This is a genomic window from Pseudoalteromonas simplex, assembly GCF_015278155.1.
In the GTDB taxonomy this organism is placed as follows: domain Bacteria; phylum Pseudomonadota; class Gammaproteobacteria; order Enterobacterales; family Alteromonadaceae; genus Pseudoalteromonas; species Pseudoalteromonas simplex.
Genome location: NZ_JADILN010000014.1, coordinates 1 through 12,743, shown reverse-complemented (window position 1 = coordinate 12,743; position 12,743 = coordinate 1). Strand labels below are relative to the sequence as shown.

Below are 12,743 nucleotides of genomic sequence, written 5' to 3'. Positions count from 1 at the left end.
ACCTTTTGATGGTTAGTGTTTAAGCCAAGCTGGTAAAACAGCCACAGACTCTGGGGCGGTAAAGGAGTAGCTCACCGTTGCTGCAATGTCACCGCTAGGGCTATTTAAAATATTATCAAAGCGCATAACTAGGCCATTTGATTTTTCGGCAACATATAAATCATTACCCGTATACATAATATCGACAGGGTTACCTAATTGGCTTGCAGGACCTGCGATATTTACACTTACATTGGTTAAACCACTGGCCATAGCGGCACTATTAATCACATAAATTTTCCCGTCGGTGGCATCGGCTGCAGAGCCAACATCAGAAACTATTAGTGAGTCACTTAATGGGTCGTAATCAATACCATGAATATTGGTTGGTGCAGCAAATGCAGTGCCGCCCGATGCAGGGGTAATTAAACGATCTTCACCTGTAATGGTTGTCATACCTGACATCCACTTGCTTTTCACTTCATCAAAAACAGCAATTGTGCCATTGGTAAGTGCAACAAATGCCCTGTCAGTTGATGGATCATAGTCTACATCCCAAGGGCGTGCACTAGCACTGGGTGTTAGGGTCATTAATGGGCTTACATCACCTGTTGCGCAGCTAGAGAAAATGAGAACACCAGGCGTTGTTGCATTAAATTCAGCAACAAAAATCATGCCTGTATCTGAAGCTATATCAATACCTTTTGGTGAGATAATACCAGTACTTGCTCCCATGATTGTTCTATCTTGGTTGGTTGCGTAACTTTCGCCGTTACGCTGTGTTGCAACCTTGTTTGAAATAACGATACCACCCATCGATGTAACTGCATCATCAAATGTTGCGTAGCTAGTGCCAGACTTATCAAAAGCCACACTTTCAATTGTTTGATTTGCATTATACGTTGCCAGTTCGGCTGTTAAAGGTGCGTTTAAACGACTAATTTGACCTGTTGTTGGACCTACTGTTCCTGGGTTACTACTTACAGCTACACCGAGCAGGGGCATGTTAACCATAATACTATCAGAGCTATCTTGCATATTATTATGCATAACGGTTTCTGTTATTGATTCAGGTTTTGTTGTTGGCGTGATGAGATCTGGTGATACATCACCACTTTCGCCTGCAAATATATTACTAAATACTAAAACTGCATCATTTGATTTTTCAGCCACACGCAAGTCGCTGCCAGTAAGACTTATATCCACAGGGTTACCGAGCATAGACATTGGGCCTGCTATATGACGGTCAACCGCTACCATACCATCTGCTTGAGCAGCATTTGAAATGACAAAGAGTGCACCATCTGTTGCATCAGATGCACTACCTACATCAGACAGCACAAGCTTGTTACTAGTCATATCTAAAGCAATACCATGAATATTGACTGAAATTTTTGTACCAGTTTCATCACTTGGTGTAATGGTTCGAGTTGGTGTTGCAGCAAAACCACCCATTACATAACTGTCGTAAACAGCAACATCACCATTAGTTAGTGCGACGTAAAGACGATCATTATTTTCATCGTACGTAAGATCCCATGGTGTTGCATCGGTTACCGTTGTTGCTAATGGTGCTACATCACCTGCAGCTTCTTTACCAAATACAGTTACTTGCATAGCATTAAAATCAGCAATAAAAACAAGACCATATTTATTAGAGATATGTATGCCCTTCGGATTTACAAGTGTGGTGTTTGTGCCAGTTAATGTACGATCAATATTATTGGTGTACATGCCATCTGCACGGCTTAACACTTGGCATACGGTACTTAGTGCTCCATTTCCTGAATCAGCAGCTTGCACTAAATTACCTAAGCTATCGAAAACAACACCTTCATTAGCACCAGTATTAAATGTTGTGAGTTTAGCGGCATTTTGATCAATGAGGTTGATAGTGCCCGCATTATCAGAGCCATTGTTCGCTAATATAAATGTTGCTGATGCGAAGCCAGGAGCGCCATCGTTACCATTCATACCATCAGCGCCATTTTGACCGTCAGCGCCATTTTGGCCATCGACACCATTAGTACCGTCTTGCCCTGCTGCACCTTGAGCTCCCATAGCACCATCTTTACCATCATCTCCATCACACCCTGTAATACCCAGCATTACAGCAAGAGCAATGGCAGAAAACATGACCTTAGATAGTTTTGAATTAGCGAGTTGTTGATCTTTAATAGCTTTACTTTTAATCGTATTCATTTGTCTATACCTTTTAAATATTCCATCAAATGTGAACAAACAACCTGTATTGTTTAACGACAAAATACGTGCTCACGAGTTAACCTCAATGAATAAACGGCTAGCTAAAGATATTGGATGCAAGAAAATAGAAAATAGGTAAGTTATTTTTTATGTGTATGGTTTTAAATAATAAAAAAGGAGCCATGAGACTCCTTTTTAATGAATTGCGTATAGTTTTTAAGCCATGAACTCTTTAATGCGAGTTAAGATGCCATTGGCATCTAGGCCCATCTCAGCGTGCATTTCATCTTGTGTGCCATGCTTAATGAACTCATCTGGAATACCTAAATTTAAGATAGTCACATCGGCTTTGATTGCAGCCAAATATTCATTCACAGCAGAACCCGCACCGCCTGCAATGGCATTGTCTTCTAAAGTAACAATGACATCATGGCTACTAATTAGCTCATTAATAGCTTCAGTATCAAGTGGTTTGATAAAGCGCATATCAATCACTGTTGCATTAAGCTCATCTGCGGCTACTTTGGCGCTCTCTAGCAGCGTACCGAACGACAAGATGGCCACTTTACTACCTTGTTTGATACTACGCGCTTTACCGATTTCAATCGCACTCATTGTTGATTCAACATCACAATTGCCGGCACTACCACGTGGGTAACGAACAGCAACAGGTTGATTGCATTGGTAGCCAGTGTAAAGCATTTGGCGGCACTCGTTCGTGTCGCTTGGCGCCATAATAATCATATTAGGAATACAGCGCATAAAACTTAAGTCATAGGCGCCTTGGTGAGTTTCACCATCAGCACCAACAATACCTGCACGGTCAATAGCGAATAAAACAGGTAAGTTTTGTAATGCTACATCGTGGATAAGTTGATCGTAAGCGCGTTGTAAAAAGCTTGAATAAATAGCAACAACAGGCTTCAACCCTTCACAAGCGAGGCCTGCTGCAAGCGTTACAGCATGTTGTTCAGCAATCGCCACATCAAAGTATTGCGCAGGATACTCTTTTGAAAAACGCACCATGCCTGAACCTTCACGCATCGCAGGGGTAATTGCCATTAGCTTGTCGTCTTGGGCTGCCATATCGCATAACCAGTCACCAAACACATTTGAGAATGTGGCAGCACCCGGTTTTGATTTTGGTAATTTCGACATGCTCGGATCAAATTTTGGTACGCCGTGGTAGCCAATTGGATCCGCTTCAGCAGGCTTATAACCTTTACCTTTTTGCGTTTTAATATGTAGTAACTGTGGGCCTTTAAGGTTACGCATATTACGTAAGGTATCAACCAACATATTTACATCATGACCATCGATTGGGCCGATGTAATTTAGGCCTAACTCTTCAAAGAACGTACCCGGAATGACCATTCCTTTTAGGTGCTCTTCCATGCGGCTAGCAAGTTCTTTCACAGGCGGTAAACCAGAAAGGAGCTTTTTACTGCCTTCACGAATATTGGTGTAGAAGCTACCAGATAAAATTCGGGCAAAGTGGTTATTGAGTGCCCCCACGTTTTCTGAAATCGACATTTCATTGTCGTTTAAGATAATTAACACGTTAGGATTAACATCACCCATGTGATTCATTGCTTCAAATGCCATACCAGCAGTGATCGCACCATCGCCAATAACAGCAACGGTTTTACGATCTTTACCTTCTTTTTCTGCAGCAATGGCCATACCTAAGGCTGCTGAAATTGAGGTGCTCGAATGACCAACACTGAAAGTATCGTATGGGCTTTCTTCACGGAATGGGAATGGGTGCAAACCGTCTTTTTGACGAATAGTATGCATTTGGTCACGACGACCCGTTAAGATTTTATGCGGGTATGCTTGATGACCCACATCCCAAACTAAACGATCTTCAGGAGTGTTATAAACATAATGCAGTGCAACTGTTAACTCAACAGTGCCTAAACCTGATGCTAGATGACCACTACTTTGCGAAACTGAGTTAAGTAGGTATTCGCGTAACTCTTTACTAAACGCAGGTAACTTGTCTTGCGCTAAATCACGCAGTTGTGCTGGTTCGTCAACCAAACTTAATAATGGATACTTGCTACTATCAAGTGTCATGATTTTTTATACATCCTTCGCTAACCAGAGTGCATTATAGCCCATTGCCGCTCCGATTTTTTAGTTATTTTGTCTTTCTTTTTAGGTATTAATAATTGCGTTCAACAATATAGCTTGCAAGACTCGCCAATTCGCTGGTGTCGTAATCAATAGCCTCAAGAGCTTGATGGGCTTGAGCCAGCAAATCTTGTGCTTTTTGCTTTGCGCCTGCCATCCCTAATAAAGCAGGGTAGGTTGCTTTGTTTGCAGCAACATCGGAACCCTGTGGCTTACCTAATGTTTCAGTATCAGCTTCTACATCAAGGATATCGTCTTGTACCTGAAAGGCCAGCCCAATTGCTTGACCGAATAGGTTTAATTGCGCGAGTGTATGTTCATCACAGCTTTTTGCACTCAATGCACCGAGTGTAATTGCACAATTAAGCAAGGCACCCGTTTTTAGCTGGTGAATGCGCTCTAGCTGAGCAACTGTAATTTCTTTATCGGTCGCTTCAATATCCAGTGCTTGCCCACCTACCATACCTTCAATACCTGAGGCTTTGCTTAATGAGGCAATCATTTTTACTTGTTGGCTCGCAGAAACAGCAAATTGATGATTGGCAATTAAATCAAATGCCAGTGTTTGTAAGGCATCACCTGCGAGTATGGCTTGTGCTTCGCCATAGACAATATGACAGGTAGGGCGGCCACGTCTTAAGTCATCATCATCCATTGCTGGTAAGTCATCATGAACTAAAGAATAGCTATGAATACACTCAATAGCGGCGGCAAGGATATCAAGATCGGCCTTGTCCGCGCCCATCATCCGGCCCGTTGCATATACAAGGTAAGGACGTAAGCGTTTACCACCATTTAGAACACCGTAGTGGGTGGCTTCTTTGATGTTTTTTCCGGTATTAAGTGGCTGTTCAAAATAGCGATTTAAATGTGCTTCAACGTCTTCACGAGCGCGTTGTAATTGTTCTTTTAATTGCACTTAATTAGTCCAAGTTTGAATCAAAATTGCTAAGAGGCGCTTGGCTATCGTTACCCATTAAAATGGCAACTTTTTGTTCGGCTTGTTGTAACTTACCAGACGAAGCGTTTGCTAGCGCAATGCCGCGTTCAAATTGTTTTAGTGATTGTTCCAGTGACAATTCACCTTGCTCCATTTGTGCAACAATTTGAGATAATTCATCCAGTGCTTCTTCAAAGCTTAAGTTTTCTGGTTTCTTTGTTGCCATTGTGGCCTCGGTAGCTGTTAGAAAGTGAGGCCAATTTTAGGGGGAATGCTAAACTAGGTCAAAGAATGATGTGTTTTTTTACGCATAATTCATTTTTAGTATGCTATTTTTACGATTTTAAATACAGCTTAAACTTGTAGCTTAAAAATCTTACATTAAAATAAAATTAATTCATTTAATGATTTAAGTATTTCAACTGCTTGCCGATAAGCAGTTAATAATAAAAATTTGATACTTGAGTGTATCGTGTAATTGTTCCTCTGGAGGGGTATGTGGATTTAGCAACCATAATAGGTATTCTTGGTGCCATAGGCTTAATTGCTATGTCGATGGTGTTAAGTAGTGATGGCCAAGTTGCAATGTTTTACAACACGCCTTCGGTGGTCATTGTATTTGGTGGTTCGATTTTTATTGTATTATCAAATTTCACCATGGGGCAATTTTTGGGCATAGGTAAAGTGGCAGCAAAAGCTTTTATGTTCAAAATCGAATCTCCGGAAGAATTAATTGAAAAAGCAGTAGAATTAGCTGATTCAGCACGTAAAGGTGGCTTCTTAGCATTAGAAGAAGCTGAAATCCCCAACGGTTTTATGCGTAAAGGGGTCGATATGTTAGTGGATGGTCATGATGCTGATGTCGTTCGCGCCACGCTGCAAAAAGATATTTCTCTTACTGCTAACCGTCATGAACTCGGTGCTGGTTTATTCAAATCACTTGCCGATATTGCTCCTGCAATGGGTATGATCGGTACGCTAATCGGTCTGGTTGCTATGTTATCAAACATGGATGACCCAAAAGCAATCGGCCCAGCAATGGCAGTTGCCCTTTTAACAACTCTCTATGGTGCTTTCTTAGCAAACGTTGTCGCAATTCCAATTCAGGTAAAACTAGAACTGCGTAAAGACGAAGAAGCCCTCAATCAACGCTTAATTCTTGACGCGGTGCTAGGTATTCAAGACGGTCAGAACCCGAAAGTAATTGAAGGTATTTTGAAAAACTACTTAGCCGAATCAAAACGTAAAGTTGATACCGAGGAGTAGAGCATGTCAGATGAAGAGTGCAAATGTCCTCCACCAGGCTTGCCTGCATGGATGGGTACCTTCGCGGATTTAATGTCATTATTAATGTGCTTCTTTGTACTCTTGCTTGCTTTCTCTGAAATGGACGTGCTGAAGTTTAAGCAAATTGCTGGCTCTATGAAGTTTGCTTTTGGTGTACAAAATAAAATTGAAGTAAAAGATATTCCAAAAGGAACCTCTGTTATTGCCATGGAGTTTACTCCAGGCAAACCTGAGCCAACACCTATTGAAACGATTCAGCAACAAACCGTTGAGATGACACAACAAATGCTTGAGTTTCAGGCTGGCGACGAAAGCTCCGCCGGTGGTCGACAAGAACAGCGCGGTAATAAACGTGGTGGTGAATCGCAAAGTACGGCTCAGCAACAAGCTTTAGAACAGTCAATTTCTGCGGCTGATCAAGAACAAACAAATGAACTTGTGAAGAAAATTGCCCAGCAACTAGAACAGCAAATTATGGATGGGGCAATTGAGCTTGAGTCATTAGGCCAGCAAATTATTATTCGCATTCGTGAGAATGGTTCATTCCCATCGGGTAGTGCTTTTTTACAGCCAAAGTTTAAACCTATCATTCGTGATATTGCTACGCTGTTAAAAGATGTGCCGGGTGAAATAACCGTGTCTGGGCACACTGATGACTTCCAAGTATCGAATGAGCTTTATACCAATAACTGGGATTTATCATCAAAGCGTGCGGTGGCAGTTGCCAGTGAAATGGAAAAAGCACCAGGGTTTGATAAGTCCCGTATGATGGTGGTCGGCCACGCAGAAACCAGGCCTCTAGTACCGAATGTAACCGACGAAGATCGCAAGCGAAATCGCCGTGTTGAAATCTCTATTATGCAAGGTAAAGCACACGAATCTGAACCTATTGATGTAAGGCAGTAAATCAATTAAAGTTAAGCCTCATTAACAAATGTAATAGAGAATAAAAATGAAAAAAGTTGATAAATATAGCTACATGCCTGGTAATGGTAGTGGCGACGATGATGGTAAAACAGATTAAGGTTAGTTAATTTTGCCTGATTGGTTTGTATATACCATCTCAATTTTGAATAATAGCTGGGTGTTCATTCTGAGCCCTGCTATTTTCGTTTTCTACCTCCGCAAAGATTGGCAGGCATTCCACTTTACCGTTATAACTGCATGTTTCTTTTTATACGGTACCTTAATTCATAGCGGCTTACGTGAATTTGATGACATTTATATTTGGCGCTATGTCGTTTGGGCTTTTAATGATATTGCTTGGATGGCAATCATTGCTTACTTAGGTATTAAAGATAAAGTCTACTTATGGCAAAGTGTTTTAGGGCAGTTGGTTGTGATAATGGCGCCTATTTTGCAATTGTTCCGTTTAGTTGACCGCCACCTTTGGGATTTGTCTTACAGCACTTACATGTATAAGACCCTGCTACCGCTAATCAATATTGGTACTGTGGTCGTATGTTACCTACCACTTATCTATCTTTTTACTCGACGAAGCCAGCAAGCTTAAGGCGTTTCTTCGTTAAAAATCCTGTGCTAGACTACTGTTTATAAAAACAGTATTTAGTGTTGCGTTATGAAACTTTACATTGCCGAAAAACCATCCTTGGCACGAGCCATTGCAGATGCTCTACCAAAACCACAAAAAAAACATGATGGTTATATAGAGCTTGGTAATGGAGATTGTGTCTCTTGGTGTATTGGTCATTTACTTGAGCAAGCAGAGCCCGATGATTACGATGCAAGTTTTAAAAAATGGCGATTTGAGCATTTACCTATCGTGCCAGAACAATGGCAATTAAAACCTAAAGCAAAAACACGCAAACAACTTACTGTACTAAAAAAGCTCATTAAGCAGGCAAGTACAATAATTCATGCCGGCGACCCTGATAGGGAAGGCCAGCTATTGGTTGATGAAGTGATCGAACAGGTTAAACTTAGCCAAGCCAAAAAACAGCAAATTCAACGACTCTTGATCAGCGACTTAAACTTAAGTGCAGTTAAAAAAGCACTAAATAATTTGAAATCGAACCGCGATTTTATTCCTTTGAGTGTGTCTGCCTTAGCTCGATCACGTGCCGATTGGTTATTTGGCATGAATTTAACTCGAGCCTATACGCTTGCTGGGCAAAAAGCTGGATTTGGCAATGTGCTATCTGTTGGGCGTGTTCAAACGCCTATTTTAGGTTTAGTCGTTAATCGTGATAATGAAATCACTCACTTTGTAGCGAAACCTTTTTATGAAGTATTAGCTCACCTTGAAACTCAGCAGCAGCAAACATTTGCTGCAAAGTGGCAACCAAGTAAAGCATGTGAACCTTATCAAGATGAAGAAGGGCGAGTATTGCATAGGGGGCTTGCTGAAAATGTTGTGTCACGCATAACTAATCAACCAGCTAAAGTGGTTGAGCTTGAGCAAAAGCAAAAAAAACAACAGGCACCGCTACCTTATAATTTATCCGCTTTACAGATTGATGCGGCAAAGGCGTTTTCAATGCCTGCACAAAAAGTGCTAGATACCTGTCAAAACTTGTATGAGCGTCATAAGTTAATTACGTACCCTCGTTCAGATAATCGTTATTTACCAAAAGCTCATCATAAAGATGCCGCGAGTATTATTGCCGCCATCGCTAATAATGAAGGTCAAGCAATTGAAGCTTGTAAGCAAGCTGATAGCAGTAAGCGGAGTAAATGTTTTAATGACAGCAAAGTGGCAGCTCACCACGCTATTGTTCCTACCGAAAAACAACTTCGCTCAGCGTCTTTAAATAGTGATGAACAAAAAATCTATCGCTTGATCTGTCGTCATTATTTAATCCAATTTTATCCAGACTATCTATTTAACGAAACCAAAATAACGGTTGAAATTGCGGGTGGGCTTTTTAAAGCAGCAGCTAAGCAAGATGTTAGCTTAGGCTTTAAAATATTAATGGGCAAAACAGAGTTAAAAGATGAGCAAACCTTACCACCACTTGAAAAAGGTCAACAGCTGCATTGCAATCAAGGTGAAGTAGTAGACAAAATGACGACACCGCCAGCGCATTTTACTGATGCGACCTTATTAAGTGCCATGACAGGCATCAGTCGGTATGTGAAAGACCCAGAAATTAAAAAGATCCTTAAGGAAACAGATGGTCTTGGTACTGAAGCTACGCGAGCCGGTATTCTTGAGCTTTTATTTAAACGCCGTTTTTTAGAGCGGCAGGGTAAAAACATTCTGGCTACCGCAACAGGTAAAGCACTCATAAGTACATTACCAGAACAGCTTGCGAGCCCTGACTTAACCGCTAAGTGGGAAGCGTCGTTAGGTAATATCGCTGAACAGCATATGAGTTATCAGCAATTTTTAACACCATTGTTGGAAGAGTTACATGCTTTAGTTGAGCAGGCCAAGCAATGCGATAGCCAAGTCTTTGCCCAGTTACCAAAAACGCCGCAAAAGCGACGTTTTAAAAGGAAGGCTAAGCCCAGAGCTAAGTCAGCCTAAACTACTTTTTGTTGAATAGGGCAACCGCGGCGTTACTCATTGCTGTAATTCCAGTAGGAAGTGCTTTTTTGTAATCAGGTGCAAACTTACTTGAGTGTAAAGAAGGTAATGTTGCGCCAGATTGCATTGCTGAGTCATATTGACTCGGTTCAACACCGCCTAACCAAAACAAAGTAATCGGCACATTTTGTTCTGTACGGCCATAAAGGCCAAAGTCTTCACCGGCCATGACTGCTTCAGTTTCAAGTACATTGTCTTCACCAATAGCGTTAGCAATTGCTGAACGCACTACATTGGTTTGTGCAGGATTGTTATAAGTTGAAGGAATTGACTCATCTTCATGCACATAGACTTCTGGTGCTAAGCTTTCGTCAAGCCCAGCACTTAATGCGATGCCTTTAGTAATTCGTTTAATTGCCGCGATTTGTTGTAAACGAACTTCAGGGTTATAGCTACGCAATGTAAGTTGTAGTTTTACTTCATCTGAAATGACATTGTGTTTAGAGCCTCCATGAATTGAGCCAACGGTGATCACTGACGGCTCGAGTGGTGACAATTCGCGACTAGTAATAGTTTGCAGTGCCAATACAATACGTGAAGCAATCACAACTGGGTCTATTGTTGTGTGTGGGTAGGCACCGTGACCGCCTTTGCCCTTTACTGTAATATCAACAGAGTCAACACTTGCCATTGTATATTCAGTTTTCATGCTAACTTTACCAGCAGGAACACTTGCACTTACATGCAAACCAATAACATGATCTGGAGTAGGGTACTTAGTGAAAAGCCCTTCTTTAAGCATTGCTTTTGCACCACCGCCAACTTCCTCTGCAGGTTGTGCGACCATCATTAACGTACCTTGCCACTGATCTTTATGTGTCATTAACTGTTGTGCTGTGCCAATAAATGAGCTCATGTGAATATCATGACCACAACCATGCATTACGCCAACGGTTGCACCAGCATCATTTGTTACAGTCACTTTAGAAGCGTAAGGTTTTCCAGTTTGCTCAACAATTGGTAGTCCATCAGTATCAGTGCGGATCATTACTGTAGGGCCATCACCGTTTTCATAAATACCAACAACGCCATAACCACCTACATTATCTGTAACAGTAAAGCCCAGTTGTTTTAATTGCTTTGCAAGCTTTTGGCCCGTTTCTTTTTCATGGTAAGACAGCTCAGGAGATTGATGTAAGTCTAAATAGAGCTTTTCAATTTCAGGCATAGTCTTTTGAAGGTTTAAATCGAGCGTTGTTGCTTGTGCGAATGGACTAAGAAGTAATAAAGCTGCAGAAATAGCAGATAATTTCATAATGACCTCGACCCGTGGGGCTTGTAATTGTTATGTTTGTCACTATATAAAAACCTAAATACTTATATAGTGCAATCAATCAAATGAATAATATGATAAACCTTACCCCACAAAATTTGCAGCAAGCATTGGGTGAAACGTCAGCTGAAAAGCTAGTGCTACTTACTTTTTACTCTGCGCAAAACCCAGAATGCCATCAGCAAGCTGTAATTTTAGAGAAAATAGCAAATGAGTATGGTGAGCATTTATTAGTAGCGACATTAGATTGCGATGTTGAGCAAGCTCTTGCAGGGCAACTTGCGCAGCAAATTGGTTTACAAGCATTACCAACGCTTGTGATGTTAAAAGATTCAGCACCTGTCGATATGTTACCGGGTGCTCAAACAGAACAGCAAATTCGCGATGCGCTAGCTAAACATTTACCAGCTCAACATGAGTTATTATTAGAGCAAGCTAAGCAAGCGTTAATTAATCAAGATCTAAATAATGCCTTTAACTATGCAAAGCAGGCTTATGAGCTTGATCCAAATCACACACGTGTAAAGTTAGTTTTAGCTGATATCTGTATTCAAATTCATAAATTAGAAGATGCACAAGCATTATTAGATTCGGTTGCAGAAAACGAACGTGATGCGTATTTCACAAATATTCAAGCAAAATGTGAGCAAGCATTAGCTGCAACAGATTCGCCAGAGATAAAAGTACTGCAGGATAAAGTTGAAAAATACCCAAATGATTTAGAGATAAAAGTAGAACTAAGTAATGCTCTTAATAGAGCGGGTCGTAAAGAAGAAGCACTAGAGATGTTATTTAATGTACTTAAAAAAGATCTTAACTACGCAGATGCAAAACCAACCTATCTAGAAATTATCGCTTCTTTACCTGATGGCGATGCCTTGGCATCTAAGTATCGTCGTAAGTTATATAGTATCTTGTACTAATTAAGAGTTGATTGATAAAAGCGCCACTAAGATTGTGGCTCTTTTTTTATTTAAAAACTTGCGTATTACCTAATTTCGATAATACTTAAGATCCTCTCGAGAAAAGTTGGCTGTATTTTGTACAGTAAACTGTGTTTTTTACTGCCTTTAGCTTGTTTTTTGCGCGAAAGGTAAGTTTTTAGTAGTTTTCTACAAAAAGTGCTTGCGTTAATTCTTCGCATCCCTATAATGCGCATCCACTGACACAGCGGGCAGCAATGAAAAGCGCTGAACAAAGTGACAGAGAGTTAAGTAAAACTTCAGTTTAAAACGGTCTAAAAAGAAAGTTTAAAATTAAGTGTTGACTCGAAAAATTAAGGATGTATTATACGCATCCCTAGCGACAACGTCGCAACGTTCTTTAACAATATAAAGCAATCATCTGTGTGGGCACTCGTACAGATTGAGTTC

The 12,743-nt window shown here is 40.8% G+C and carries 10 protein-coding genes; 5 read left to right on the top strand and 5 right to left on the bottom strand.

Features of this window, described 5'->3' with window-relative positions; translation table 11 throughout:
- Positions 1-12: 12 nt before the first annotated feature.
- The 4 genes from IRQ78_RS18430 to xseB form a co-directional block, all read right to left on the bottom strand.
- Entirely contained in the window at positions 13-2,115 is a 2,103-nt protein-coding gene (locus tag IRQ78_RS18430; protein ID WP_407681626.1) for a hypothetical protein, read from the bottom strand.
- A gap of 285 nt (positions 2,116-2,400) precedes the next feature.
- A complete protein-coding gene (gene dxs, locus IRQ78_RS18425) occupies positions 2,401-4,263 on the bottom strand; it encodes a 1-deoxy-D-xylulose-5-phosphate synthase (RefSeq protein WP_194442882.1) in 1,863 nt (620 codons plus the stop codon).
- Between the two features lie 88 nt (positions 4,264-4,351).
- The gene (gene ispA / locus IRQ78_RS18420) at positions 4,352-5,239 is read right to left on the bottom strand and encodes a (2E,6E)-farnesyl diphosphate synthase (RefSeq protein ID WP_194442881.1); all 888 of its coding nucleotides are present in this window, start codon (positions 5,237-5,239) and stop codon (positions 4,352-4,354) included.
- A gap of 4 nt (positions 5,240-5,243) precedes the next feature.
- Positions 5,244-5,486, bottom strand: coding sequence for an exodeoxyribonuclease VII small subunit (gene xseB / locus IRQ78_RS18415; RefSeq protein WP_054552565.1), 243 nt, complete (start codon positions 5,484-5,486; stop codon positions 5,244-5,246).
- Positions 5,487-5,758: 272 nt separating this feature from the next.
- Between xseB and pomA the strand changes: the two genes are divergently transcribed.
- The 4 genes from pomA (at position 5,759) to IRQ78_RS18395 (ending at position 10,037) form a co-directional block, all read left to right on the top strand.
- Positions 5,759-6,526, top strand: a complete 768-nt coding sequence (pomA, locus tag IRQ78_RS18410) for a flagellar motor protein PomA (protein ID WP_054552564.1) — start codon at positions 5,759-5,761, stop codon at positions 6,524-6,526.
- A 3-nt stretch (positions 6,527-6,529) separates the two neighbouring features.
- Entirely contained in the window at positions 6,530-7,453 is a 924-nt protein-coding gene (locus IRQ78_RS18405; RefSeq protein WP_054552563.1) for a flagellar motor protein MotB, read from the top strand.
- 130 nt (positions 7,454-7,583) lie between these two features.
- Complete coding sequence (locus IRQ78_RS18400; RefSeq protein WP_138600416.1) at positions 7,584-8,060, top strand: hypothetical protein; 477 nt, start codon at positions 7,584-7,586, stop codon at positions 8,058-8,060.
- Positions 8,061-8,126: 66 nt separating this feature from the next.
- Positions 8,127-10,037, top strand: coding sequence for a DNA topoisomerase III (locus IRQ78_RS18395; RefSeq protein WP_194442880.1), 1,911 nt, complete (start codon positions 8,127-8,129; stop codon positions 10,035-10,037).
- 1 nt (position 10,038) lies between these two features.
- On the opposite strand, the gene IRQ78_RS18390 is transcribed toward IRQ78_RS18395, so the two are convergent.
- Complete coding sequence (locus tag IRQ78_RS18390; RefSeq protein ID WP_138600420.1) at positions 10,039-11,352, bottom strand: M20 metallopeptidase family protein; 1,314 nt, start codon at positions 11,350-11,352, stop codon at positions 10,039-10,041.
- An 83-nt stretch (positions 11,353-11,435) separates the two neighbouring features.
- Here IRQ78_RS18390 and IRQ78_RS18385 point away from each other — a divergent pair, with 83 nt between their 5' ends.
- A complete protein-coding gene (locus IRQ78_RS18385) occupies positions 11,436-12,293 on the top strand; it encodes a tetratricopeptide repeat protein (RefSeq protein WP_194442879.1) in 858 nt (285 codons plus the stop codon).
- Positions 12,294-12,743 lie beyond the last annotated feature (450 nt).